General features: G+C 39.2%; 20 protein-coding genes. 7 read left to right on the top strand and 13 right to left on the bottom strand.

From position 1 onward, the window contains the following. Positions 1–203: 203 nt before the first annotated feature. From ACTJKC_RS20360 to ACTJKC_RS20345, 4 genes are all read left to right on the top strand, one after another. On the top strand, positions 204–1,820 hold the full coding sequence (locus tag ACTJKC_RS20360) for a CTP synthase (protein WP_440794808.1): 1,617 nt from the start codon (positions 204–206) through the stop codon (positions 1,818–1,820). A gap of 21 nt (positions 1,821–1,841) precedes the next feature. Continuing rightward, positions 1,842–3,635, top strand: a complete 1,794-nt coding sequence (gene yidC, locus ACTJKC_RS20355; RefSeq protein WP_440794806.1) for a membrane protein insertase YidC — start codon at positions 1,842–1,844, stop codon at positions 3,633–3,635. Positions 3,636–3,947: 312 nt separating this feature from the next. Continuing rightward, positions 3,948–6,806 carry an alpha/beta hydrolase family protein gene (locus ACTJKC_RS20350; RefSeq protein WP_440794804.1) on the top strand — a complete coding sequence of 953 codons (2,859 nt, stop codon included), beginning with the start codon at positions 3,948–3,950 and terminating at the stop codon, positions 6,804–6,806. Positions 6,807–7,077: 271 nt separating this feature from the next. Then, the gene (locus ACTJKC_RS20345; RefSeq protein WP_440794802.1) at positions 7,078–8,358 is read left to right on the top strand and encodes a nucleoside recognition domain-containing protein; all 1,281 of its coding nucleotides are present in this window, start codon (positions 7,078–7,080) and stop codon (positions 8,356–8,358) included. Positions 8,359–8,434: 76 nt separating this feature from the next. Here ACTJKC_RS20345 and ACTJKC_RS20340 read toward each other — a convergent pair whose 3' ends face one another. The 5 genes from ACTJKC_RS20340 to ACTJKC_RS20320 form a co-directional block, all read right to left on the bottom strand. Continuing rightward, complete coding sequence (locus ACTJKC_RS20340) at positions 8,435–8,608, bottom strand: hypothetical protein (protein ID WP_344851778.1); 174 nt, start codon at positions 8,606–8,608, stop codon at positions 8,435–8,437. Positions 8,609–8,771: 163 nt separating this feature from the next. After that, positions 8,772–9,212, bottom strand: a complete 441-nt coding sequence (locus tag ACTJKC_RS20335; RefSeq protein ID WP_440794800.1) for a PaaI family thioesterase — start codon at positions 9,210–9,212, stop codon at positions 8,772–8,774. 127 nt (positions 9,213–9,339) lie between these two features. After that, positions 9,340–11,718, bottom strand: a complete 2,379-nt coding sequence (locus tag ACTJKC_RS20330; protein ID WP_440794798.1) for a TonB-dependent receptor — start codon at positions 11,716–11,718, stop codon at positions 9,340–9,342. Positions 11,719–12,218: 500 nt separating this feature from the next. Further along, positions 12,219–13,946 carry a glycoside hydrolase family 9 protein gene (locus ACTJKC_RS20325; RefSeq protein ID WP_440794796.1) on the bottom strand — a complete coding sequence of 576 codons (1,728 nt, stop codon included), beginning with the start codon at positions 13,944–13,946 and terminating at the stop codon, positions 12,219–12,221. A gap of 11 nt (positions 13,947–13,957) precedes the next feature. Further along, a complete protein-coding gene (locus tag ACTJKC_RS20320) occupies positions 13,958–14,719 on the bottom strand; it encodes a ThuA domain-containing protein (protein WP_440794795.1) in 762 nt (253 codons plus the stop codon). 380 nt (positions 14,720–15,099) lie between these two features. Between ACTJKC_RS20320 and ACTJKC_RS20315 the strand changes: the two genes are divergently transcribed. After that, positions 15,100–15,558, top strand: a complete 459-nt coding sequence (locus tag ACTJKC_RS20315) for a MaoC family dehydratase (RefSeq protein ID WP_440794793.1) — start codon at positions 15,100–15,102, stop codon at positions 15,556–15,558. A 168-nt stretch (positions 15,559–15,726) separates the two neighbouring features. After that, the gene (locus tag ACTJKC_RS20310) at positions 15,727–15,960 is read left to right on the top strand and encodes a hypothetical protein (protein ID WP_440794791.1); all 234 of its coding nucleotides are present in this window, start codon (positions 15,727–15,729) and stop codon (positions 15,958–15,960) included. A gap of 35 nt (positions 15,961–15,995) precedes the next feature. Here ACTJKC_RS20310 and ACTJKC_RS20305 read toward each other — a convergent pair whose 3' ends face one another. Next, positions 15,996–16,598 (bottom strand): hypothetical protein, encoded by a 603-nt coding sequence (locus tag ACTJKC_RS20305; RefSeq protein WP_440794789.1) that lies wholly within the window; start codon positions 16,596–16,598, stop codon positions 15,996–15,998. 262 nt (positions 16,599–16,860) lie between these two features. On the opposite strand from ACTJKC_RS20305, the gene ACTJKC_RS20300 reads away from it, so the two are divergent. Beyond that, positions 16,861–17,277 carry a hypothetical protein gene (locus ACTJKC_RS20300; RefSeq protein WP_440794787.1) on the top strand — a complete coding sequence of 139 codons (417 nt, stop codon included), beginning with the start codon at positions 16,861–16,863 and terminating at the stop codon, positions 17,275–17,277. 2 nt (positions 17,278–17,279) lie between these two features. On the opposite strand, the gene ACTJKC_RS20295 is transcribed toward ACTJKC_RS20300, so the two are convergent. From ACTJKC_RS20295 to ACTJKC_RS20265, 7 genes are all read right to left on the bottom strand, one after another. Continuing rightward, the gene (locus tag ACTJKC_RS20295; RefSeq protein ID WP_440794785.1) at positions 17,280–17,912 is read right to left on the bottom strand and encodes a hypothetical protein; all 633 of its coding nucleotides are present in this window, start codon (positions 17,910–17,912) and stop codon (positions 17,280–17,282) included. Positions 17,913–18,140: 228 nt separating this feature from the next. After that, a complete protein-coding gene (locus ACTJKC_RS20290) occupies positions 18,141–19,280 on the bottom strand; it encodes an efflux RND transporter periplasmic adaptor subunit (protein WP_440794783.1) in 1,140 nt (379 codons plus the stop codon). A gap of 7 nt (positions 19,281–19,287) precedes the next feature. Beyond that, a complete protein-coding gene (locus ACTJKC_RS20285; RefSeq protein WP_440794781.1) occupies positions 19,288–23,652 on the bottom strand; it encodes a CusA/CzcA family heavy metal efflux RND transporter in 4,365 nt (1,454 codons plus the stop codon). 81 nt (positions 23,653–23,733) lie between these two features. Further along, complete coding sequence (locus tag ACTJKC_RS20280) at positions 23,734–24,114, bottom strand: hypothetical protein (protein ID WP_440794779.1); 381 nt, start codon at positions 24,112–24,114, stop codon at positions 23,734–23,736. 78 nt (positions 24,115–24,192) lie between these two features. After that, positions 24,193–25,080 (bottom strand): cation diffusion facilitator family transporter, encoded by an 888-nt coding sequence (locus tag ACTJKC_RS20275; RefSeq protein WP_344851765.1) that lies wholly within the window; start codon positions 25,078–25,080, stop codon positions 24,193–24,195. Positions 25,081–25,587: 507 nt separating this feature from the next. Further along, the gene (locus ACTJKC_RS20270) at positions 25,588–25,767 is read right to left on the bottom strand and encodes a histone H1 (protein WP_344851764.1); all 180 of its coding nucleotides are present in this window, start codon (positions 25,765–25,767) and stop codon (positions 25,588–25,590) included. A gap of 149 nt (positions 25,768–25,916) precedes the next feature. After that, on the bottom strand, positions 25,917–26,723 hold the full coding sequence (locus ACTJKC_RS20265; RefSeq protein WP_440794776.1) for an alpha/beta hydrolase: 807 nt from the start codon (positions 26,721–26,723) through the stop codon (positions 25,917–25,919). Positions 26,724–26,725: the final 2 nt, after the last annotated feature.

Below are 26,725 nucleotides of genomic sequence, written 5' to 3'. Positions count from 1 at the left end.
CATTAAAAACCACATTATAATCGTCATATAATTTTTCCGGAAATTAGAATCAAACCTGCCTTAACGCTATTTTACTGAATCACATCCCTTTATCATATTTAAAATATCTTCTTTTTTCCTGCTCGGAAACAAGGAATTTTCTTACCTTTGTATCCCGTACAAAAAGCGGCAATAATTACATTTTGCCGTAAAAAATCACAAACATGACTAAGTATATTTTTGTTACGGGCGGTGTTACTTCCTCTTTGGGTAAGGGCATCATTTCCGCATCTTTAGCTAAACTTTTACAGGCACGTGGCTACCGTGTAACCATCCAAAAATTCGATCCGTACATCAATATCGATCCGGGAACTTTAAATCCATACGAACATGGCGAATGCTTTGTAACCGAAGATGGTGCCGAAACCGACCTGGATCTTGGTCATTATGAGCGTTTCCTTAACGTTCCAACTTCACAGGCAAACAACATTACTACCGGCCGTATTTATCAGAACGTAATCAGCAAAGAACGTAAAGGCGAATATTTAGGCAAAACGGTTCAGGTTGTACCGCACATTACCGACGAAATAAAACGCAACATGCGCATCCTGGGCGATAGCGGTGACTATGATATCGTAATTACCGAACTTGGCGGAACTGTTGGCGATATTGAATCTTTACCTTTTATCGAAGCTGTTCGTCAGTTTAAATGGGAAGAAGGCAGTACCAACGCCATCGTGATCCACTTAACTTTGGTACCTTATTTAGCTGCTGCAGGTGAGTTAAAAACCAAACCAACACAACACTCCGTTAAAGCTTTATTAGAGTATGGTATCCAACCGGATATTCTGGTTTGCCGTACCGAACACCACCTTGGTCCTGATTTAAGAAAAAAAATCGCTTTATTTTGTAACGTTAACATCAATGCGGTAGTCGAATCCATGGATGCATCAACTATTTATGATGTGCCATTGTTGATGTTAAAAGAACAACTGGACAAAACTGTATTAGCGAAATTAAAGCTACCGACCAAAAACGATCCGGATATGGAAAGCTGGAAAGATTTCCTCGGTCGTTTGAAAAACCCAACTGCTGAAGTTAAAATCGGTCTGATTGGTAAATATGTAGAATTACCTGATGCCTATAAATCAATTATCGAATCTTTTGTACACGCAGGTTCGAAAAATGAATGTAAGGTAAAGGTAGAATATATCCACTCTGAAGGCATTTTCCCTGATAACGTAAAAGAAAAACTGGGTCATCTGCAAGGCGTTTTAGTGGCGCCTGGTTTTGGTAGCCGCGGTATTGAAGGTAAAATTGATGCCATTAAATACGTAAGGGAAAATAATGTTCCTTTCTTTGGAATCTGCCTCGGTATGCAATGTGCAGTTATAGAATTTGGCCGTAATGTTTTAGGCTTAAAAGATGCGCACACTACAGAAATTGAAGAAAATGCTGCTGATCCGGTAATTAACATGATGGAAGAGCAGAAAAAAATAACCAATAAAGGTGGAACAATGCGCCTGGGTTCTTATCCATGTGACATTAAAAAAGGAACAAAAGCTTTTTCTATTTACGGAAAATCGCACATTAACGAACGTCACCGTCACCGCTACGAATTTAATAATGCTTATTTAAAGCAATATGAAGATGCCGGAATGACTGCATCTGGTATTAATCCCGAGAGCAATCTGGTTGAAATTGTAGAGCTTAAAAACCATCCTTTTTTCGTTGGCGGACAGTTTCACCCAGAATTAAAATCAACAGTTGCTAATCCTCACCCACTTTTTATTAAATTTGTCGCCGCTGCGATGGAGTTTGCGAAAAAGAAAACGAATTAAAAGCAGTATTAAACATATATAATGGATAGAAATACCTTCACAGGACTATTCCTGATCATGATCATTTTGGCAGGATCGTTCTACTTTTTTAGGCCAAGTGAGGCCGAAATGAAAAAAGCCAGAGAAACAGAGCGTCTGGATTCTTTAAAAAAAGCTGGTGTTACGCCAGTACAAAAAGACACCACTAAAATTGCTGCAATTGCCAACCCGGCTGTAGATTCATTAGCTTTAAAAGGCCCTTTTGGTACTGCAATAACCGGTACAGAAAGCAATACCATTTTAGAAAACGAAAATTTATTAATTACCTTAAGTAATAAAGGTGGTAAAATCAGTTCCGTAGAAATTAAAGGACAGAAAACTTTTTCCGGAAAACCTCTTGTTTTATTTGCAGGGAGCGAAAATAAATTTGGTTTAAATCTTAATGCAGCTGGTAAGGTAATCAACACCAACGATTTATATTTTACGCCTGCCAAAACTGGTAACACGGTTACCATGCGTGCCAATTATGGCGCTAATGCTTATGTAGAATATGTATATGATTTGAAAGCATTAAGCAATAAAGTGGCATTTACTGTTAATTTAGTTGGTTTACAACAGGTAATTGCAGGTAATAACATTGGCTTAAACTGGCAAACTACCTTGTTACAACAAGAAAAATCAATCGAAAGTGAGCACCGTTACTCAGCACCTTACTATAAATATTTAGATGGTGATGTAAACCATTTAAGTGTTTCGAAAGATGAAAAAGAAGAGTTATCGAAAAGTAAAATACAGTGGTTCTCTTTTAAGCAACACTTTTTCTCGGCTTCTTTAATCTCGAAACAGGCTTTCGAAAAAGGAAGTTTAGAAGTTAAAATCCCAACTGCTCCTGGTCAGGTGAAATTTTATGATGCCAATATGCAATTGCCATATGCACATACAGCCAATCAGACTTATGAAATGGAATTCTATTTCGGAACAAACAAATTCTCAGCTTTAAAAGCACAGGGTTACGATTTAGAGCAACAGGTTGATATGGGTTACTGGCCATTAAAATACATTAACCGCTTTATCGTGTTACCTGTATTTAACTTTTTAAACAGTTTTGGCTGGAACTATGGTTTGATCATTTTGGTATTAACCATTTTATTAAAAGTTGCATTATCGCCGCTTACCTACAAGTCATACCTATCAATGGCTAAAATGCGTGTTTTGAAACCAGAAATGGACGAAATTAAAGCAAAAGTAGGCGAGGATAACCCAACCCTGGTTCAACAGGAATATTTAAAATTATATAAGAAAGCCGGCGTAAATCCACTCGGAGGATGTTTGCCTATGGTGCTGCAATTGCCCCTGGTAATGGCCTTCTTCTTCTTCTTTCCGAACTTGTTTGAGTTGCGTGGAGAGAGTTTCCTTTGGATGAAAGATTTATCAACTTACGATGAGTTTATCAAATTCGGGGTAAAAATTCCATTTATTGGCGATCACTTAAGTTTAATGTGTGTATTGATGACGGTTTCTACCTTAATCATGACCTATTTTAACAACCAGGTTTCTGGTGCAACTGGTCAGATGAAATACATCGGTTACATTATGCCGATCATTTTCTTAGGCGTATTGAACAGCTACCCTGCGGGATTAAACTATTATTATTTCTTAGCCAACTTAATGACTTTCGGACAGCAGTTCTTAATTCGTAAAATGGTTGATGATGAGAAAATCCATGCTTTAATTCAGCAAAATAAAGCGCGACCAGCTGATGAGAAAAAGAAAAAATCTAAATTTCAACAGCGTTTAGACGATTATATGCGTCAGCAGCAACAAGCTAAAAAGTAATTTTGCCTTCAACTGATATGAAATCCCCGGTTACCTAAAAGTGACCGGGGATTTTTTCTTGGAGCTTAGGGCATGGAGCTAAGAGCACTAAGTGCATGCTGTTAAGCGTTAATTCCAGGCAGCATGAACATCGGTCCTCCGACACCTGACTTCTTACTAATTCCATCATCCATCTTACATTCCTCATTTTACATCTTCCCTTCCCAATTCCCATTTTAATTGTAATATTTGACATACAAGTTTCCGAATAAGCTAAAAAATTCCAATTTTAGGAGATTAAATCTGAACCAACAAATTACTTAACATTTCAAAATGCAAAAGAGACTAACAATTATTCTGTTTTTCGTTGTCAGCTTTGCCTACGCACAAAAGAAACCATTAGATCATAACGTTTATGATACCTGGGAATCAGTAGGTACAAAGCAATTATCCAATAATGGCATCTGGGCCATGTACAGCATCTTACAGCAAGAAGGCGATGCGCAACTTTACCTTACCAATATCAAAACCAATACAAAACTGAACGTTCCAAGGGGAATGAATTCGCAGTTCAGTAATGACTCTAAATTTGCGGCATTTAATATCCGTCCTTTAAATAAAGATTTACGTCAGGCTAAAATAAAGAAGAAAAAGGCTGATGAATTGCCAAAAGATTCGTTGGGTATAGCCAACCTGACTACCAACACCATTACTAAGGTAGCGAGAGTAAAATCGTTCAAATTTCCTGAAGAAGGCTCAGGAGTTTTAGCTTATTTAACCGAGAAACCTGATACAGCAAAAAAAACTGTGAAACCTGCTGAGAAAAAAGATGGGGAGACGGATTTTGCTGATGATGAACCGGCCGCAAAGGGTAAAACTGAAGAAGGAACTGATTTAGTAGTCAAAAACCTTTTAACCGGTACCGATAAAACCTATAAGTTTGTAACCGATTATTATTTCAGTAAAGATGGTAAACAACTGGTTTTCGCCTGCAGCGGATCTAAAAAAGATAAAACGGCTCCACAGGGTGTATTTTTATTAAATACAGAAAAAGGAACACTTAAAACACTAATTAAAGGTAAAGGAAGTTTCAAAAATTTTACTTTTGATGAAGAAAGTGAACATGTGGCTTTTGTTGGAGAACAAAGTCCTGAAAAACAGGAAATAAAAGACTACAATGTTTATTACAATTCATTAAGCCTGGATACTGCACAGATATTGGTTGATTTCGACATGCCGGGCTTGCCTGCAAAATGGTCGGTTAATGGCGACGGAAAGATCACTTTCAGCAAAGACGGCAAGAAATTATTTTTTGGAATCTCTCCAATTAAAAAGCCGAAAGATACTACCATTGTAGATTTCGAAGTTGCAAAAGTTGATGTTTGGAACTACAAAGATGATTATCTCCAACCCATGCAACTTAAAAATGCAGACAGGGATAGCAAAAAAAGCTATTTATCCGTAATTGATGTTTACAGCAGCGATCCTAAAGTAATCCCACTTACAGATTTAAAATTGCCAGATGCCAATATGATTGCTGAAGGTGATGCCAATACCGTTTTAGCCTCAACAGATTATGGTCGCAGGATTGAATCTCAATGGAGTGGTTCTACCTCAAAAGATTATTATCTGGTTGATACAAAAAATGGTCAGAAAAAGAAAATCATTGATAATTTAAGCGGTTATGCAATGGCTTCTCCAGGAGGAAATTATGTGCTATTCTTCGATAGAAAAGCAGGTAGCTGGAGCACTTATCATATTGCAACAGGAAAAGTAACCGTTTTAACAGCTGGTTTAAGCGAAAAATTTGTTGATGAAGAAAATGATGTGCCAGATTTACCTTCTGCTTATGGTTTAGCCACCTGGACAGAAGGCGATAAGGCGGTGTTAATTTACGATAAATATGATATCTGGTCGTTCTCACCAGATGGAAAAACTGCGCCAAAAAACATTACTGCCGGGTTTGGGAGGGCTAATAACCTTACTTTCCGTTACGAAAGGCTACAGCCTGAAAACAGGTTTGAACGCAATGCAGATAGTAAATTTGTTAAAGCGAATGAGTTGGTTTGGTTAAATGCTTTTAATAACGCAACCAAAGAAAATGGTTTTTACCGTACAAACGTAGGTTCGGTTAAAGCACCGGAATTGGTGGTGATGGCCAAATTTAAATATTCTAATTTGGTAAAAGCCAAAGATGCGGACGTTTACATTTACGATAAAGCCAATTATGTAGAATCGCCTAATGTTTATGTTTCTGCAGATCTTAAAACCGAAACTAAATTAAGCAATACCAATCCTCAGCAACAAAATTACAACTGGGGAACGGCAGAACTGGTAAAATGGACCACGCCAAAAGGTTATAAAGCGGAAGGGATTTTATACAAACCTGAAAATTTCGATCCGAATAAGAAATACCCTATGATTGCGTATTTCTATGAGAAACTTACTGATGGTTTATACACTTACCAGGCTCCAGCTCCTACTCCGTCACGTTTAAATATCTCATATTTTGTAAGTAACGGTTATTTGGTTTTTGCACCGGATATCAGCTATGAAACTGGTCACCCGGGTCAATCTGCTGTTGAATTTATCAATTCAGGCGTAGAAAGTTTGAAGAAAAACAGTTGGGTTGATGGCACTAAAATCGGCATCCAGGGTCAAAGCTGGGGAGGCTACCAGGTGGCTTATTTAATTACCCAAAATAATATGTATGCGGCAGCCTGGTCGGGTGCACCTGTTGCCAACATGACTTCTGCTTATGGCGGAATCCGTTGGGAAACCGGCATGAACCGTCAGTTCCAGTATGAAAAAACACAAAGCCGTATCGGTGCAACCCTTTGGGAAAAACCTGAATTATACATCGAAAACTCTCCGTTATTTATGTTCCCGAAAGTAAATACGCCGGTTGTGGTAATGGCAAATGATGCTGATGGTGCGGTGCCATGGTATCAGGGTATCGAGATGTTTACAGGTCTTCGCCGTTTGGGTAAACCGGTTTGGATGTTAAACTATAATGGTGAGGCACACAACCTGGTTCAACGCCAAAACCGTAAAGATATCCAAATCCGAGAACAACAGTTTTTCGATTATTATTTAAAAGGAGCAAAAGCGCCGGCATGGATGACAACCGGAATCCCTGCAACTGAAAAAGGAAAAACCTGGGGTTTTGAATTAACTGATGAGAAACCTTAGTTGAGTTTGGAGTTTTAAGCTGGGAGTCTGGAGGCCATGGTGCAGAAGAAATAGTTTATAGCAGAAAAAAAAATTAAAATCCATAGTGAATAGTAATTGCTATTTATTATGGATTTTTTCGTTGACCATAATATTAAGCGCCTTGTTCCGTACCGATGAATATGGCTATCGCTAGTGACTCAAATCCCAAAGCTCCCAACTCCAAACTGTATGCTATGAAATTCGGCTTAAAAAAGCTATTTTCACGCATCAAAAAAACAAAACAAACTAAATGGCATTAAGCAGGATTTGGTCGGGATTTATTATTGTAGCTATTCTTGTAGCTTGTATTAAGTGCTTCTTCTTTGGACAAAGCGATATTTTTAACTGGATGGTGATTGGAAAGTCTGATGATCCGGCCAACCCGCTTAAATTAGATGGTATTATTCAAACCTGCTCCATTGCAGTAAAACTCTGCATCGAATTGGTGGGTACTTTAGCCTTATTTATGGGCTTTATGTCAATTGCCGAGAAAGCGGGTGGTATCCGTTTATTATCGAGAATTATCAGTCCGTTTTTTTCAAAGCTTTTTCCTGAAGTACCAAAAGGTCACCCTTCTATGGGACACATGATTATGAACTTTTCTGCCAATTTATTGGGATTGGATAATGCTGCAACTCCTTTTGGCATCAAGGCTATGGAAAGTTTGCAGGAGTTAAATCCGAATAAAGATGTAGCCAGCAATTCGCAGATTATGTTTTTATGCCTGCATGCGGCAGGATTATGTTTAATCCCGGTGAGTGTAATTGCAATCCGTTCTACCCAAAATGCTCAGGATCCTACCGATATATTTATTCCCTGCATGATTGTCACCTTCGTAGGGACCATGGCAGCCATGCTGATTGTGTCTTTTAAACAGAAAATCAACATTTTACAACCTGTTATCTTAACATGGGTTTTAGGTATCTCAGCGGTAATAGCAGCAATTGTTTGGTACGTTAGCCGTTTAAACGCAACAAGCGTTACCTCTTTTTCGGGCTTGTTAAGTGGCGGACTTATTTTATTAATCTTTTTGTTGATCGTTCTTGGTGCACTTTATAAAAAGATCGACATTTTTGATTCTTTTGTTGAAGGTGCTAAGGGGGGATTTGAAACCGCAATTAAAATTATTCCATATTTAGTTGGGATTTTAGTCGCGGTTTGTATGCTGAGGACAAGTGGAACATTTGATGTGATCATGAACGGAATTAAACATGCCTTTATCTTTTTAGGTGCAGATACCCGTTTTGTTGATGCACTGCCTACTGCTTTAATCAGGCCGTTAAGTGGAGGCGCTGCAAGGGGCATGATGGTAAGCACGATGATTGCCAACGGACCAGATTCTTTTGCCAGCAGGTTATCAGGGGTTTTTCAAGGGGCATCAGATACCACTTTTTATGTAGTAGCTGTATATTTCGGTGCGGTAGGCATCAGGAATACCCGTTATGCAATTGGCTCGATGTTACTGGCTGATTTAACAGGTGTAATTACGGCAATCACCATGGCTTACCTGTTTTGGCCGGGATTAAAATAACGACACAAAAAATCTCCATTTGACAAAAGCCAAATGGAGATTTTTTTATTGAGCATTAGGTTAAATGTGTACTAAACTACGAAACCGGAAAGGAAATCCTACTGATGATTTCATCAATAGCATCCGGATCGATTGCTGCATTTTTCGATGCACACCATTTTTCGCTTTTGTTATCCAGCCAGATACAAAAAGAATGGTAACCGTCTAAAACAACAGCATAAGTTTCATGAAAATCATCTTGGATACGCATGCAAAATCCCTTAAAAATTTTGCCTCTCACAATGAATTGCAGGGTGGAATAATTTTCTAACATGGCTCATTATATTTTTGGTTAAATTACAACAAATTATAACTGAGAATGTTTCGTTAATTTAAAGGAATTAATAATTAATTCTTAAACCATCTAACAAGGCTTAACCTATGTTTAACATATTAGAGTAACCCTTTGCTATTAAACGCTTTTTGGAGGGCAAATATATTTCACATTGAAGATTTAATATAGTCCTTCCCTTTTTAACAATAGAAGTTTCGGCCACTACTTCATCCCCTTCGCTGGCTGGTGCAAAATAATCAATGTAATTGTTTACTGTTGTATAACGTTCGTTTAATCCCATGGTAAAAACGGTCGCTCCGATCAGGTCATCAATGATGCCTGCAGTTACGCCACCGTGTAAAATCTGATAAGGATTGGTCATTTCTTTACGGATGGTGTATTGACAAACCAAAATACCATATTCTGCCCTGATCAGCACAGGCGCCAGCCAGTTCATAAAGTTAGACGGTGAATCGGTAATTACCTTTCCGATTGATTGCCTTAAAAAATTGAGACGTTTTTCACTTAAAGATAAATCCATGTTTGATGTAAAAGTAGGGAAAATATGTAAGATGTAATAATGTAAGATGGATGATGGACATGGCAGTGAACAGTCTCCAGTTGGCAATTGCAGTTCCATCATCCCCTTTTCCATCTTACATATTCCACTAAATTGGTACAATAATTTTAAAACTGAAATTCCTGCCCATATTGTAAATTCCCGACCGGCCATTTGGCGATTGGTTATAATATTCGAAATACTTCAGTCTATTTAGATTTGATTGATAAGCGACATTGAAAATATTATCTGCCTGAATAAAAATATCACAAACCGTTTTTCCTTTCTTAGATTTTAATGTTGAGCCTATCCCACCGTTAATCAGCGTATAACCTGCGGTAAAGGTTTCTGTATTATCCAATGCATAAAATTTATTCTGATCTCCAAAAACAGCTGCATCGATTTTGATGTAAGGCTGAGAAAAAATGCCAATTTGTTTTTGTGCAGTAGCCTTAATCTCTGTTCTAAATTGTAAAGGAGGAATAAAAGGTAAATATTTAGATGCCTGGCCATGTTGGCTTAATAAATCCTGATTTTGATTCAACCCCACAATATATGCCAGACTGTTGTTAAAACTTAGCCATTTCATTGCCGTTGGATGCAGGTTAACCGATACTTCTGCACCATATAACCTCGCTTTTGACTGTTGATACTGATAAGTTAAATTACCGGGTACAATAACCACCGGATTGCCATCGGCATCGGTTAAACGCGATTGATAAATATAGTTCTGGATATTATTATTAAACAGTTCCATACTGATATCAGCATCTTTTAAATAAGCAATAATGCCAATATCTTCCTGTAAATTAAATTCGGGCTTAAAAGTACGGTTGCCAAGGTACACAATGTGTGCGCCCGGATCTAAGCCATTTGAACCAATTTCAGTAATGTTCGGTGCGCGGTATCCCCTTGCTATATTTGCTTTAATCAATAGTTTTTCGGAAATGTTATAGGTAAAACCCAAACTTCCAGACAAACCGTAATAATTTTTATTAAAAGAAGGGAATTGCAAGGTTCCGCTGGCATCTGTAGCACTTACCTGCTTACCAAAACCTGTTTGGCTATCGGTACCTACATAAAAATTGCCCCAATTGATGTTTCTTCTGTCCAACCTGATTCCTCCTGAGATATCGATTTTTCCCATTGATTTCTTAGCAAAATAGAAGGCACCAATATCAAAAAGATCATAATCCGGAATGGGAAAATCTGTAGCGGCCTTGCTCCTGTTCCCCTGATACATGCCGTTTACGCCAATGGTACTTTCGATTCCGGCAAAATCGGGAAGATTGTATTTGAGATCGTAATTAAAGGTATTGAGTACTACATAAAGTCCGGCCTGACTGGGTACAGTTGGATGATTATATTCCCGCCTTACGCTCTGCTGAGCACCAATTAATACATTTAAATCACTCGTTCCAAATTTAAACTGGCTGGCATTGTAAAAACGGTAGTGTTGAATGTGCTGGTGTAAAGGATTAATTGAATAGCTGTTCAAGTCATTTTCAGGCACAATTGGTCTGTTTTTAATATCATCGCCGTTGTCTAAAACCTGCCGGGTAAACTTTCGGGATAACGAATCGCGGCTGCCATCGGGTATTTCCATTAAGTTATCGTAATAAGTGATGGCTGTTTTAGAAAATCCCCAGGTTTTATCTACCCTTGCACTGGCCGAAAGGTTATATTCCCTGAAAGCGGTTCCATAAACCAATCCATCTATTTTATTTTTGTAATTATGGGCGGTTTTTCCGGTTGCCCTGAATGTATATTTCCAATCGTTTTTAATATAGGCTAAACCGATTGACGAGCCTATCATGCCATTATTGCTTTGATAATTTGAAGTAAAATCGCCTTTTAGCTTTCCATTTTCAAAATTCGGAGCGTAAGGGATCATATTGATTACTCCGGCAAGGGCATCAGAACCATAGGTTAAACTGGCAGGACCTTTAACTACCTCTACTCTTATAACCCCGTATTCGTCAACTTCGATTCCGTGCTCGTCGCCCCATTGCTGTCCTTCTTGCCTTAAACCATCATACAGGGTTAAAACACGGTTATAGCCCAAGCCACGGATAAAGGGTTTAGAGACGTTTGGTCCTGTGGTAACCGCAGTAACACCCGGAACGCCTTTAACAATGGCTTCGATTAAGTTGGTATTAACATTCTGATCCATCGATTTTCGGGAGATAACGGCTATAGGCACAGGACTTTTTCGCAACTGCGTAGCCCGGTTTACGCCTGTAATCACCACATCATTCAGATTTGACGACAGACTTAACAGATCTGCATTAACGATTACTGTATCTCCTTTTAGTAACACTTTAATCCTTTTCGATTGGTAACCGATCCCGGTAAAAATAAGATCGTAATTTCCTGTTAAGAGATTATTAAACTGATAGTTGCCAGAAATACTTGATTTCGCAGATCTGTTGGTGCCCAAAATCTTTACCGTAATATTTTCTACAGGTTCATTTTGAGACGTAACCAAACCTTTGAGGGTTACATTTTGCGCGGATAGATTTAGCGATATACAAAAACAGAAGCAGTATAGTAAGAATGATTTCATGAGATGACTATTTATCTAAATATAATTTTAGACAAATCTAAATTTTAATTTAAATATATCAAACTAAATATTTAGAGAGGCGGAGAGCGTTGAGCGGAGAGCGGAATGCGTTGGGCGGAAAGCGGTTGGTGCAATGGATAACTAAGTGTAGTTAGGAGGAGGAACGACAGCCATCCCGACTTTTCGGGGAGGCAATATTTCCTGCTAGCAATCCTTGTGAGAAAGATTGCTTCGTCGGCTGAAAAAGCCTTCTCGCAATGACGAATTTGGCGGCTTATCATTGCGCCAAGATTCTTATGTCACTCATATTGATTTTTAAAAAATAAAATATCCCTCAGGATGACAGACCGCACCTTCATAAAACGAGTTGATGAGGACGAAATATAGCCGAGTACAGACTAAGGAAACTGAACTAGACTAAATCACTCTTTTTCTAATTCGGTTATCGCTTGCAGAAACCAGGCCGCATGCGGCAACCACTGCTCCGTCCAGCGCCATTCGTTACCGCTGGCCTCTTTTTTAAAATCTATTCCAGAACCATCAGCTGCGCCATCTTTGCCCGTAATGCCGTTTGAAATGCCTCCTTTTTGAGAGCCATGCCCGTAATTTGATGCCATATAAGGAACATTTTCTTCACCAAAGCCATACATAAAGCACATATTATATGGATTTAAACCTAAAATCCAGTTCAGCTGATTGGTTGCGAAGTTTTTATTAGCCGGTTGATTGCCTTGGCTAAAAGCTGCTGCTGCAAGTGAAGCCAGTCTTGCGTTTTCGCCCTGCCACCACCAGCCGGTTTCGTTTTCGTGGGGAATGAAAAAAGTGTCCTTCACGCCTCCCGGAGATTTAAAGGTTTGCCTGGCATAACCAAAAGGATTCTCAACTGCTGAAGTAACTTTTATCTGATAAGCTAAATTAGCATTCAATGCCCGCAGGGCATCTTTAACTAAATTTTTATCGGTTTCTACTGCCAGGTAACGGTTTAAAGCCATTAAAGGTAAACCAGCATCTGATGCATGAAAATATGGCCGGTCAGTATCATTGGAAATGAAATAACCTTTAGGATTTAAGCGTTTTTGCAGATGCTGTACCCTAGTTCTGGCTTCCTGCAAGAAATAGTCTTTTTTTGTAGCCTGATAAAGTTCGGTGGTGGCCATTAACACACAATAATCGTCGATAATGTTTTCTTTTCCATCATCACAATATTTTAAATTGTTGATTTTTAAATGTTCGTAAGCACGTTGTGCAGCATCAATATATCCGTTTCTTTTGTTGCGATCTAAGTTCTCCCAGGTAGAAATTTTGGCCAATGCCGCAATGGCCATTCCACCGCCTTCTCTAAATGCGCACTGATATTCGCTGGTGGTTACACTATTGGCATGTAAACCTACCACACGCCTGGCTTTTGGATCTTTATTGAAATAACTAAAAACAATCATGTAAAAATAACCTTCATCACTTAACGATTTCACCAGATAATCAGCACCGTAAACGGCTTCATCTTTTATAGAATCAGTCAGTTTTAAACTTTTAAGCAATTTTGGCAGTTTATTCGCAGCATCTATCAAGGTATAGGTTACGAGCGGGATCTGTTGTGGCGACATAAAATTGGCATAAGCCAGGTGTGAGAAATATTTGCTTACATCGCCTGATGCATCACACCAGCCACCGGCTAAATCGACCGTCTTTGAAGAACTAAACAATTGTACATGTTTATCATTTTCGAGTTCTATATTGGTATTAGCCCGCTGGTTCCTGAAATAATGGAGTAAAGCAGGTAAAGTTGACTTGGCCAGTAAATTTTCGCCAATTTTAAACTTCGGCGAATGAACCTTTGTAAGGCCTTTTAGTTGAATGATGTATTCACCTGTGGTTTTAAAGCCGGAAAAATCAAGATTATAATAATATTTTGCTCCCCATTCTTTAAATGATCCGTCGGGCTTTAATAAGCCTTTAAATAATATTTTTTGATTGGCTGTACTCACAATTTCGAATGCTTTTACATCATTTTGCGGCATATCTGAAACAAAGATTGCTCTTTTAGGAGAATTGATATCGTACCCGATCTGGTTAACTAAAATCTGCTGTGCCTTTACAAAAGTGGTTTGGGCAAGCAATAACAGGCAAATTATACTTAGAACGTTTTTCATAATAGTTTAGCTTATTTCAGATAGGGTGCACTTGCCCAAAAAATGGCATTTTTAAACAATTTTTGATAGGTTTTATCCTGAAACAGTTCGGGGCTATGGCCCATAAAAATATAGATGTTTCTGGCTTTCATTTTTTCGTTCGTCCAGATTACAGGGTGATCGCCCATTTTTGGAACATCGCCTGGCTGATAGCTGTTTTCATCAACGCTAGCCAGTACGTTTACCTGTTGCCTGGGACTTTTATTATAGGTGTACCACTCTTCTTTTTTGATCAGAAATTTCTTTGGAAGGCCTTTAAATACCGGATGATTCGTTTTTTCAACCGTCACTTCGCCCTGAGCAAAATCAGGAATATAACTTTTAAACGTAATATCGCCCATGAAACCACTAAACCAGGGCCACATTTTATAACCGTCGAAATCGCCCAGCAATGTTGCATGGTGAAAACCGATCCAGCCACCTTTTCCGTTCTCAATGTAATCTTTAAAAGCTTGCTTTTCGCTGTCTTTCCAGGTGTAGGGAGGATAATCCAACTGAATGATTAATTGATAGGAGGCTAAAAATTCCACAGTAAATTTTCGGGTATCATTCACATAATCGACCTCAAAATCTTCTTTTTTTGCCAAACTATCCAGCCAAACACGCGCCACTTTAGAATAAGCCAAATGATGACCGCCATTCTCGTAAATGGCAAGCGCTTTAAAAAGTGGTTTTGCCTGAACAAAACCGCTAAGGCCAAATAAAAATATTATTGCTGCTGGTATTTTTTTCATTTATTTCAGTAGAAAGGTGCGGATAAGCGTACGCAAAAATTAAAAATAATGAAAAAGAGCCATTTTAAGCCAGATGAAGATATGTTTAAACCAGAATACCGGTGCATTTTGGTTTACAACGTTTGAAATAATTAGTAAAGCAGATCTTTAACATTAACCTGTAATACCTTAAAAAAAACTAAAACAACTGAATATTAGCACATTAACTGCATTCTCCTCGAATGCAGTAAAATCTTTTAAACATTTTTTGACGTTGGCTGTTAAAGGCACAGTTATTATGATTATAATTGGGAACAGAACAGTAAACCAACTATATCCCTGAGGGAAGTGCTGTAACCTAAAGGACTTGTTAAACAGTGCTAAACCGATAAAAGAATTATATGTTGGTGATCAACAATTTTGAAGAATATCAATCACACCTTGGCAAAGAACTAGGTGTTTCACAATGGCATACCATAGACCAGGAGCAGATCAATAAATTTGCTGATGCAACTTTAGATCATCAATGGATACATACCGATCCGGAAAGAGCCAAAAATGAAGGCCCATTTAAAGCCACTATTGCGCATGGTTACCTTACTTTATCTTTGATTCCGTATTTGTGGAAACAGATTGCAGATGTGCGGAACATTAAAATGGAAATCAATTACGGTATAGAAAGTTTCAGGTTTGGACAGGCTGTTTTGGTAAACAACGATGTGCAGCTAAAGGCAAAACTAAAATGCATTACCAATTTGAGGGGAATTACGAAGGTTACCATCCAGGCTACATTGGTAATAAAAGATCAACCAAAACCAGCTTACGTTGGTGATGTGGTGTTTTTATATCATTTTATTTAAACTCTGCGGTGATCAGTTTAATCTGCGGGAGGATAATTGGCAACACTTATTTTCCCGCTGATTTAAGAGGATTTACACAGGGAATATTTTCATCTTTGCGATCGCCCGGAAAACAATTCTGCTTAAGATACGTTAAAACTATATCTAAACGAACATTAAATTTGAGATATGGAAAACATCATCACTCCTGGCCAGCTAATCATCAACCACGCTAATAATGGTAACAAGGCAACTTTAAAAGTTGGCAGTAAATTTCAATGGGACCAACGATATGCTTCAAAAGAGGCTCCATCGTTAGATTCTTTCATAAGTGAAATCGATAATTTCTACGACTATAAATTAGTTTCAGGGTACGAAGGAGCTGTTGGACAAAATATTTATATGGTAACCGGGGTAAAATAGTACACCCAAATCAATCCTGTTAACAGTTATCTGATTCATTCAGCATCTGCTACATAGTTTCTTTTAAATTCGAATTTACCATCAGGTAGCTTCATTTTTGCTATCACGATTTCTATTGAAACGGATGGATTGGGTTTTCTTGCCAGTGTTGCAATACTTGAAGTAATTTTTCTCATACTTCTTAGTGCCGCAAAATATTGCCGGTCTAATGCTTTAATGGTTTCGAGATTACGCTTTTTTACCTGATAGGCTAAATTTGCCTGTTCAGAACAATATTGTTGAATCTGATCTAACTTCATCATTTTTCCGTTTAGTGTGGTTAATGCAAATAACGATAACTTAATGCCTTTAACCCCCACAATTTTGTTTTGCCTGATTATGTAATCGAAGCCATTAAATGAAATGGTGCCGGCAGTTGCAATATCGAGTATTGAAATTACCCGTGGATATTGTTTTTGAGGATCGAAACCGTTTTTGATCAGCATTTTATTGAACATGAACCTTTGAGTCAGCATTGCTTCAATCAGCTGATCACCATCAAGCTTTCCGGCAGGTTTAAACTTTTCAGGCAAACTGAGGTCAATACCATTCTGTGCAATTAAATTTTTATTTGAGTTACAACTGGTGTGTAACAGCATAAACAGAGTAATTAAAAGTGAGAGAGGGACGGCGTTTTTCATTAGATTTTTTAATATAATGCAAATTATAAAATAAAATTCACTTTTTTGTATTATTTATCACACAAAAAATAACATATTCTGTTTAAGAATAATCTGATCTATCCTGCCTCTGCAACATTTGGCTTCATTCTTCCCTGAGTAAAATATTTTAAGCGATCAAAAAAAATTACTATTTTGATTTAAATCATTCTTATTGATCACTACCTAAAACATCCGCAACATGAAAACTTTGTTTATTTTATTATTGATGTCAGCCGGCATCCACACTTATGCCCAAAATAAATCCGCTTTAGATCAGCGTTTAGTTGGCAAATGGAAAGCTACATCTAAAATTGAAACCGATAAAACCGACGGAAAAATTACGGAGAGCGATAAAGAGCTGTATAAAGCAAACGAAAAAACATATGAGTTTACGAAAAAGAGTACTGTAATCATTACACAGGGCTTTGGCAGACACAAGGAAGAATTACCGGCTGTAAGCGATGGCAGCAAACTATTTATTGGCAAACCAAACAAAAACAAAACACCTTATCTTGTCAATTTACAGCAAAATAAACTGACGTTGCTAAAAACTGAAACGAAGACTAAAAAGGGCAAAACTATTGTTGAAACTGAAGAAGTACTTCTACAGCGCTAGCTTTATTTAGTGTGGTGGTTAGCTGTTACATCCACCTGAGGAAGATATCCTGCCCTGAACATTTTTACTATTGATTTCGGGGTTAAAACACTCACAGTATCCAAATCGGGTAATGGGATGGATTTTTCGTAACCTCCAGGTGTCCAGGCATACAGCTGGCTATTTTTTAGCAAATAATGACGATCCTGAAGAAGGATAAAAGTGCCATCAGGAAGATCTGCTAATTTTTCTTTGTAAGTAATTTTGGCTTGATCAGCATCAACTCTTTCCCGGTGAAGGATATCATCTATTTCAGCAACAGGAGTTTTCATGTTAAAGCCAAATTCCGGATTGCCCATTAACCAGGATGTTTTAAAACGCTGATGATCTTTGTAGCGGCATTGAAAACAAGGTCGGTGTCCGGCTGAAAATGCGGTGGCTTCATCTAAAAAGAAAAGTTCCGTCCAGCGGTTGGGTTGCATCACCTCACGGTGCCTCCCCCTGAATGATAATGCACAGGTAATCCAGGCTCTTATTTTATACGGACGAATAATTTGTTGCTGCTCGTTATGTAAAACACCACGGTTACCCAGCCATGCACCACGGTGAGGCGTTTTAATGATTTCTCCGGATGGATTTACCCTGTTTTGCAGCATGGTGTTAAATTATAGGTGATTACGCTGGCCAAATTGTTATCTAGAATGCAACTAAGAACCTAAAATGCTTCGAAGCAAAATCTTTGGATTAAATATAATCCAAAGATTTTACTATTCAGACTGAATTTTATCAATTTTCAGCGAAAGAATTTAAGGAAACAGACTTTCCGACTTCGCTGTGCTCTGCCCGAAGTGGCGATTCTGGGACTAAACCATCTAAAACATTAACTATTCCTCTCCGCTATTTTTCATTTTCATTAAAATGGCATAAGCGTTTTTGGTTACAATGCTGGTTAATTTACTTTTAGACCTGATTTCTGTAAATCCATCAAGGCTGGCTCCGGTTTCAACGGGAATCATTTTATAATGGTAATTCCCCAGATCGGTAAAAACATAATATTTGTTTTCCCATTTTACAATAGCATCTTCGGGCGCGGTTTCTACAAGCGCATTGGATACGGCAATTGATGCATTTAAAAAAGTACCGGGCAATAATTTGTTATCTGTATTTTCAAGATCGCAATGAACACTTGTGGTGCGGTCGTCTTCTATATTAGGCGTAATCAGGTGTATTTTTGCCTTGTACTTTTTATCCGGATTAGCTGAAGTGGTGCAAATAATCTCCTGCCCCACTTTAAGGTTTGCGGCATCTTTTTCAAAAATGGTGAGGTTGGCGTGCAATGCTCCGGGACTAATCAGTTCGAAAAGAATATCGGATGAATTAACATATTTCCCGGCATTGGTATTTACCTTAGTTACATAACCGCTGATGGGGGCATAAACTTTAATGCTCCTGCTGATATTGTCCTCATTTAAAATACCGGGATTAATATCAATCAGCCTTAATTTTTCAGCCAGTGATTTAACCAGGACTTTTTGATTATTAAAATCGCTTTCCGTTTGTTGAAAAATCTTATCGCTGGTGGCTTTGGTCTGGTTTAAACCTTTTTGCCTCGCATAATCTGCCGAAGCGAACTTAAGTTTATTTTTTGCTGTAAGATAGTCTTGCTGTAACTGAATATATTGCTGATCTTCTACAATGGCGAGTACGGCTCCTTTTTTTACCATCATACCAGGGATAAGCATCATCTTTTTGATGTAGCCACCCATAGGAACGCTTACCGAATAGGTATTTTCGGGCGGAACATCTACCACACCGTTTACATTAATGGTATTGTGCATGCTTTTGATTTCGGGTTGCCCTACTTCAATGCCTGCATTTTTAACCTGTGCGGCACTTAGTTGTACTTCATCGGTTTTTACCTGCACTGTTTTTTCTGCAGGAGCGCTTTTTTCATTTTTATCGGGACTGGTACAAGCCGACAAAATAGCGATGCCCAATAATCCACTTATTATTTTATACTTCATTTGTATGTTATTTATCTATTGCGGTGAGTTTTTCAATTTCAAAAGCGGCTTCGTTAAACTGCTGTACTTTATCGTAATATTCGGCTTTAAGCTGTATAGATTGATTGATCAATATCACCCAATCCAAATAGGCAATTTCCCCGGCATTTAATTTATCGGAAGCCGTTCTGATGATATCTCCTGCGTTTGCCAGTGAAATTTTCTGATAAGATTTTAGAAGTTTATCAAGCTGTATATAACGGTTAACCGCATTTTCCAGTTCTGCATCAAGGGTCTTTTTCATCAGTTCCAGTTCCTGTGTTTTTTGCTGCACGGCAATGCCTGAGGCTTTGATGCGTGATTGTTGCGCGCCAAAGAAAACCGGGATGCCCAAACCTACACTGAAAGAAGAAAATCTTTTATTTTTATCGAAATATTGTTCAGTACCCATGCTGTTGGTTTGCCAACCAATAATGCTCGAATTGTTGTACCCGAAAATCAGCGAAGGCATCAGTTTGCTTTTCTCTACCGATTTTTGTTGTTGGGCAAGCGTTAACTGCGCTTCGTTAAGTTTAAGCAAAGGATTGTTATTGATTTCCGCTTTAACCACCACATTAAATCCATATACCGGACTTTCTGCCTGAGGAATCAACAAGCGATCGCTGTTTAACAGGAACTTAAACCTGTTTAATTGTTGAGTATAATCTGTTTGCAGCATTTCGAGCTGATTTGCGATTTGCTGTTTCTGGTTTTCGGCAGTACGAAGCTCGAGTACATCTACATCGCCCGATTTAAAACGTTGAGACGACTTTTCCAGGAAAGCACTGTAAACACTATCGGCCCAGATCAGGATTTTGCGTTTTTCGCCCAATAAAATCAAATTGTAATAAACCGATTTAACCTGCGTTTTTAAGTCAAGCTGTTTATTATCAAATTGTGCTTCACTAATGCGCACGTTGGTATTATTTACTTTGTACTGTCTGGAATAAACCGATGGAAAATCAAAACTTTGTGCAATGGAAAACTTATTATCGTTGGCCAGACTGTTAAACTTACCATAATCAAAAGTTACAGCTGTTTTAGGCACATCAAAAGCATTTTTGCCCAGTTGTTTATAGTATTGAATTTCTGTTTGCGCCACTTTTAAGGATACATTATTTTTTACAGCAGTATCAATTGCGGCTTTTAAACTAATCTGCTCCTGCGCATTGGCACTAAATGCAGCAGATAATGCCAGTAGAGTAACAATAGCAAGCTTTCTTTTCGGTTTGAAATAACCGAATCCTTTTTCGAACAAAATGTATAACATGGGTAAAACGAATAGAGTTAACAGGGTGGAAACCAGTAATCCGCCGATTACCACAGTTGCCAATGGTTTTTGAACGGCACCACCGGCACCGGTACTGATGGCCATCGGGATAAAGCCCAGCGATGGTACCAGAGCAGTCATTAACACAGCGCGGAGTTTAGATTTGGTAGCATGGATTACGATGCGTTTTACATCACCCCAGCCCTCCTTTTTGAGGCGGTTAAATTCAGTAACGAGTAAAATCCCGTTCAGTACAGCAACACCGAATAATGCAATAAAACCAACCCCTGCCGATATACTGAAAGGCAAATCCCTTATCCAAAGGGCAAATATGCCTCCTGTGGCCGATAATGGAATGGCAGTGTAAATCAATAGCCCTTGTTTTACCGAACTAAAGGCAAAATAGAGCAAGAGGAAAATCAATAACAGCGCAATGGGTACCACAATGGCCAAACGCGATTTTGCAGCCGTCATGTTTTCAAAAGAACCGCCATAAGATATGGTATAGCCTTTAGAAAGGTTAAGCTGCTGTCCGGCTTTTTGCTGTAATTCTTCTACTATCGATTGTACATCGCGGTCTTTAACGTTAAAACCCACAATAATGCGGCGTTTGGTATCTTCGCGCTGGATCTGGTTTACACCCTCCACCTCTTCGATGCTGGCCACGGTACTTAAAGGAATCTGGTTGCCTGATTTGGTGAGCACCATCAGGTTTTCTACATCTTTAATGTTTTTCCGGGCGGCTTCATCCAGTCGCACCACCATATCAAAACGTTTTTCGCCTTCGTAAACCTGTCCTGCAATTTGCCCGGCAAAGGCGGTGTTTACCACACGGTTTACATCGCCAACGTTAATACCGTATTTGGCCATGCCATCTCTGTTATATTTAATTACTACCTGCGGCATTCCGGTTACCTGCTCCTCGTACACGTTAATGGCACCTTTTACCGTACCGATAATATTGCCGAGGCGTTTAGCATAGCCGGCAAGCGAATCGAGGTCTTCGCCGAATATTTTACAGACTACATCCTGTCTGGCTCCCGTCATCAGTTCGTTAAAACGCATCTGTACCGGGAACTGGAAACCGACGGTAATGCCCGGGATAACTTCTACAGCTTTGGTCATTTTGGCGCTCAACTCGGGGAAAGATTTAGCCGAGGTCCACTCCTTTTTCGGTTTTAAGATCACCATCATATCCCCTGCTTCAAAAGGCATCGGGTCGGTAGGTACTTCGGCGCTACCAATTTTAGTAACGATCTTTTGTACCTCCGGAAATTTCTCCAAAAGGATTTTTGAAGCTTTCTGTGTGGTTTCGATGGTATTATTCAGGTTGCTACCGGTTAATAACCTCGTTTCTACAGCAAAATCGCCTTCTTCCAACTGGGGAATAAATTCGCCACCCAAAGTCCCCATAATGAAAACGGAGAGGGCAAAGAGAGAAACGGTAACAATCAATATCGTTTTGGGGAAATGAAGTACCCTGCTTAATATAGGCTGATACCTTCTTTCCAGCCAGGCCATTAATTTATCGGTGAGGTTCTTTTTATGGCTGATGGTTTTATTAAGGCATAACGCCGACATCATGGGCACATAAGTAATGGAAAGGATAAATGCACCCAAAATGGCGAAGGCAATTGTCCAGGCCATGGGTTTGAACATTTTACCTTCAATCCCTTCCAGCGAAAGGATAGGCAGGTACACAATCAGGATGATAATCTGACTGAATACTGCAGACTTGATCATCGATCCTGTTGATTTTTCAACCTCGGTATCCATCTGATCCTGATTAATACGATTAAGCGACCTGAAGTGTTTACTGTGCGAAAAACGGTGCAGAATGGCTTCTACCACAATTACCGATCCGTCAACGATTAATCCGAAATCTATTGCTCCCAGCGACATCAGGTTACCGCCAACACCAAATTTATTCATCAGAATAATGGCAAATAACATCGATAAAGGAATTACCGACGATACAATTAAGCCGGCACGTAAATTACCGAGGAAGAAAACCAACACAAAAAATACGATTAGTGCACCTTCCATTAAATTGGTTTCTACGGTACTAATGGCATTATCAACCATTTTAGTCCGGTCGAGAAAAGGCTCAACCACAACACCATCGGGCAGCATTTTTTGTATGGCGGCAATTTTATCCTTTACGCGCTTTACTACAACAGATGAATTTTCTCCTTTCAGCATCATCACTACCGCTCCGGCAACTTCGCCCTGTGCATTGTAAGTCATGGCACCGTAACGGATGGCCGAACCATATTGTACTTTCGCCACTTGCCCCATTAATACGGGCATACCGTTATCCAATGTTTTAACTACTATTTTTTCGATATCACTCAGGCTGGTGGTTAAACCCTCACTCCGGATATACAAAACAGTTGGTCCTTTTTCGATATAAGCCCCCCCGGTATTTTCGTTGTTTTTTTCCAAAGCATCAAAAATTTCGGCAATGGTAAGTCCGTAGGCTTTAAGCTGGTCTTGTTTAACAGCCACTTCGTATTGTTTAAGCCTGCCACCAAAGCTCGATACTTCGGCCACACCTGGCGTGCCCAAAAGCTGCCGCCTTACAATCCAATCTTGTATGGTGCGGAGCGCCTGCTCATCGTATTTGCCTTCGTAGCCTTTTTTAGGGCGCACCACATATTGATAAATCTCGCCTAAACCAGTAGAAACGGGTGCCATTGCGGGCGAGCCTATGCCCTGCGGAATTTCCTGCTGTACCTGTTGCAGGCGTTCGGCAATTTGCTGCCGTGCCCAGTACACATCAGTTTCTTCGTTAAAAACAATGGTGACGAGTGAAAGCCCGAAACGGGAAAAGCTTCTGATCTGTTTCAGCCCCGAAATACTGCTACAGGCCTGCTCAATGGGAAAAGTAATTAAGCGTTCGATATCCGGTGCGCCCAGTGAAGGCGAAACGGTGATTACCTGCACCTGGTTATCGGTAATATCAGGCAGGGCATCAATAGGGAGTTTAGTTACCTCGTACGCACCCCAGCCAATAAGGGAAAGTACAAACAAGGCAATAATCAGCTTATTCCGAACGGAAAAGCCGATAATCTTATTCAGCATAATAAATTATTTTAAATGGATCGACATGATATTCAGGCGGAGCATAAAGACTTCACCTGAAAAAAAAGAAATAAGTAGAAATTATGCTGATGCCATTGGTGGCCTGAAAAGGCTTCCGAAAGTAGGGTTACTGTATTTTGGTTCGTAACTAAATGTACAGGCTGGTAAAAGATTTAAACAGGCTGCCTTTAACAGGATAAATTTTTCGGCGGGAACGGCAATGGAGATTACGTGATGACCATCTATTTTTTTAAACGGCAGTTTCATGTCCTCCTCGTCATCATTATCGTTCAGATCGTGGCCAAAATAGTGCATTTCCAGAAAATCAATAAAACTGATCTGCGCATCGAGCTGATGGTGCTGGATAAAATGAGAAATTAACTGAGGCGCCTTTATCACTTCACGTACAGAAGCGTTAAAAACAATGACCGGGAACAGCAGGAAGATGACAACTTTGTTCACGGGGCAAATATAAGGCAAGCGTGCTTCGAAATCAAGCAATCAATTTATCATATCTGTTACTTTTAAGCTGAAAAGGCATTAATGGCGATGACCGGCCGGTTCAATGTGGATTAAAATATTGCCGAGTTCGGGGATATCCTGATGGAGGGTATCCTGAAGTTTGTGCGCCAGCTCATGTCCGTCTGTTACCGAAAGACTGCCGTCAACCAAGGCGTGAAGGTCTACATGATATTTCATCCCGGATTTACGGATAAAACATTTTTCGGTACCCAAAATGCCCTGTACGGTGATGGCAACTTTTCTGATTTCCTCTATGATATCTTCGTACATGTTTTCGTCCATAATTTCGCCCAAAGCCGGCCTGAAAATATGGTAACAGTTGTAGAGGATAAAACCCGCAGCAAATAATGCCGACCAATCATCGGCAGCTTCGTAACCTTTGCCCATAATCAGGGCTACCGAAATTCCGATAAAGGCAGCAACAGAAGTGATGGCATCGCTCCTGTGGTGCCAGGCATCTGCTTTTAAAGAAGAACTGTTGGTCTCTTTACTTCTTTTCATTACCAGGCGGAAAGAAATTTCTTTCCAGATGATGATTGCCCCAAGAATAAATAAAGTAAAAGGCTTGGGTAAACCATGAGGGGTTTGTATGTTTTCGATACTCTCGTAAGCAATGATGGTGGCCGAAGTAATCAAAAAACCAACTACTAAAAAGGTAATCAGCGGTTCTGCCCTGCCATGGCCATAAGGATGGTTTTCATCAGCAGGACGGTTGGAATATTTGATACCGAAAAGCACCAGAACTGAGGAAAAAATATCGGCAGTTGATTCGATGGCATCTGCAATGAGGGCGTACGAATTACCGAAAATCCCGGCGGCGCCTTTTATCAGGGCTAAAGACGTATTACCAATAATACTGAAGTAAGTTGCCTTTATTGCTATTTGCTCATTTGTTGCTTCCGCCATATTTACACCCATCATTTAAGCTCAGGACTGCAAAAGTAAATAAATTATAAGTGCGCATGCATGAAGAAAGCACAAAAAAAAAGGCAAACATTTGCATGTTCGCCCTTTCCTTTGCTTAAAGTCATCACAAGTTAAACAAATCCTACTTACATGAACGGACAGACAATCAAATTCATGTGCAACAAAATTAATACTATCCTTTAATAGTAGTTAACCGCAAATGGTGATTGTAATTGACATTAGTCAAAAAATATACACTAAAGCGTGTTAAAAAACTTCAGCAGGCGAATAATCAGTGAATCAGGCAGTTGAAACAGATAATTACAGCTAAAAATTGAACATATAAGACATATAAGAAAATATAAGCCAGATTTATCTAGCATATGAGATAATGCATATCCTGGGAGAATTAGCTGGCGGCATAAGTAAAGACCAATTAACACACCCAGAAAATAAAAAAAGCCCCCGGCTATTGCCAGAAGCTTTATATGCGAAAATGCGGTTTAACTATTTTGCAGTATTTTTCTTTTCAGTTACTTCAGCTCTGATTTCCTGAGCCAGTACTTTTAAATCCTGCATAGCTTTACGTACACGTGTACCTGCTGCAGCGTTACCACCATCATAAAATTTAGCTACATCAGCTTCAACTGAAGCGATAACTTCCTGTACTTTTTTAAATTTGTCCATAATTGTTTTTAATTGGGATCTTTTACGATCCAGGTTATACTTTGTTTTCTTTCCGTAAGCAATATACGGGCCGCAAAACTAAACAATTCTATTAAAAAACAATATCTGGATGTAAAAGAAAGGCATTTTACTCATTTTTCGGTAAAAACTTATTGATAACGCGCTACAATGGGATCTGAAATATTTGTTTCAGGACGTTGTGCGATCCAGTTTTCGATGCTTGCAGCAATGGTTTCCCAGCCGGGCTCGTTGCAGATAAAATGACTTTTGCCGGGTACAATCTCTACGGCAGTCGCGCTTCCCTTGTCAGTGTAAGCTTTGGCGATTTTGTTAATCAGATCGGCCGGACAGATTTTATCTTCTTCGCCACCGATAAACAATAGCGGTGCATGCGGAAGTTCTACATCAATTTGTGCCGAACTGCCCATACAATCCCTGAATACATTACGGCTATCGTGCGTAGCCGTATCATCATAAGCTAATCTGCTCTCTGCTTCTGATAAAGTATTGGCAAAAGCTCCATGGAAAGTTTCCTCGTCCATATAAATCGGTTCGTCGCCTTTAAATGGATTGGCAATGGTTGCGGCATTTTTAATGAACGACCAATCGAAAGTAACCATACTGTTTGGTGCTACAGAACTGATGGCCACCCCAGTTTTAGCAAGGCCCCGGTTAACCAAAATCTGCGTAATTAAGCCTCCAACAGAATGACCGATAACAATCGGTTTTTCAGGCAAACCGTAAATCAGCGTTTCGATGGCTGTAATAATGGTATCGAGTTCCAGTGTACCTAAACCTGTTGGCGGATTTTGCCTTAATGCAGCGGGCTCACCTTCGTGCAATGGCCAAGCCGGTGCAATTACATCATATCCTTTTGATTCAAAAAAAGAAATCCAGTTTTTCCAGCTTTTTGGATTCTGGAACATGCCGTGTATTAAAATAATTGTATTTTTCATAG

This window comes from Pedobacter sp. 22226, from assembly GCF_052045455.1.
GTDB classification, from domain to species: Bacteria; Bacteroidota; Bacteroidia; order Sphingobacteriales; family Sphingobacteriaceae; genus Pedobacter; species Pedobacter jeongneungensis.
Note: the sequence above shows the minus strand (reverse complement) of the source record. Positions and strands in the feature narration are given on the sequence as shown.

Bases quoted from the DNA above. Each gene is read 5' to 3' on its own strand.
- ACTJKC_RS20360 (WP_440794808.1), top strand. From the start codon at position 204: ATGACTAAGTATATTTTTGTTACGGGCGGTGTTACTTCCTCTTTGGGT.
- yidC (WP_440794806.1), top strand. From the start codon at position 1,842: ATGGATAGAAATACCTTCACAGGACTATTCCTGATCATGATCATTTTG.
- ACTJKC_RS20350 (WP_440794804.1), top strand. From the start codon at position 3,948: ATGCAAAAGAGACTAACAATTATTCTGTTTTTCGTTGTCAGCTTTGCC.
- ACTJKC_RS20345 (WP_440794802.1), top strand. From the start codon at position 7,078: ATGGCATTAAGCAGGATTTGGTCGGGATTTATTATTGTAGCTATTCTT.
- ACTJKC_RS20340 (WP_344851778.1), bottom strand. From the start codon at position 8,608: ATGCGTATCCAAGATGATTTTCATGAAACTTATGCTGTTGTTTTAGAC.
- ACTJKC_RS20335 (WP_440794800.1), bottom strand. From the start codon at position 9,212: ATGGATTTATCTTTAAGTGAAAAACGTCTCAATTTTTTAAGGCAATCA.
- ACTJKC_RS20325 (WP_440794796.1), bottom strand. From the start codon at position 13,946: ATGAAAAACGTTCTAAGTATAATTTGCCTGTTATTGCTTGCCCAAACC.
- ACTJKC_RS20320 (WP_440794795.1), bottom strand. From the start codon at position 14,719: ATGAAAAAAATACCAGCAGCAATAATATTTTTATTTGGCCTTAGCGGT.
- ACTJKC_RS20315 (WP_440794793.1), top strand. From the start codon at position 15,100: ATGTTGGTGATCAACAATTTTGAAGAATATCAATCACACCTTGGCAAA.
- ACTJKC_RS20310 (WP_440794791.1), top strand. From the start codon at position 15,727: ATGGAAAACATCATCACTCCTGGCCAGCTAATCATCAACCACGCTAAT.
- ACTJKC_RS20305 (WP_440794789.1), bottom strand. From the start codon at position 16,598: ATGCTGTTACACACCAGTTGTAACTCAAATAAAAATTTAATTGCACAG.
- ACTJKC_RS20300 (WP_440794787.1), top strand. From the start codon at position 16,861: ATGAAAACTTTGTTTATTTTATTATTGATGTCAGCCGGCATCCACACT.
- ACTJKC_RS20295 (WP_440794785.1), bottom strand. From the start codon at position 17,912: ATGCTGCAAAACAGGGTAAATCCATCCGGAGAAATCATTAAAACGCCT.
- ACTJKC_RS20290 (WP_440794783.1), bottom strand. From the start codon at position 19,280: ATGAAGTATAAAATAATAAGTGGATTATTGGGCATCGCTATTTTGTCG.
- ACTJKC_RS20285 (WP_440794781.1), bottom strand. From the start codon at position 23,652: ATGCTGAATAAGATTATCGGCTTTTCCGTTCGGAATAAGCTGATTATT.
- ACTJKC_RS20275 (WP_344851765.1), bottom strand. From the start codon at position 25,080: ATGGCGGAAGCAACAAATGAGCAAATAGCAATAAAGGCAACTTACTTC.
- ACTJKC_RS20270 (WP_344851764.1), bottom strand. From the start codon at position 25,767: ATGGACAAATTTAAAAAAGTACAGGAAGTTATCGCTTCAGTTGAAGCT.
- ACTJKC_RS20265 (WP_440794776.1), bottom strand. From the start codon at position 26,723: ATGAAAAATACAATTATTTTAATACACGGCATGTTCCAGAATCCAAAA.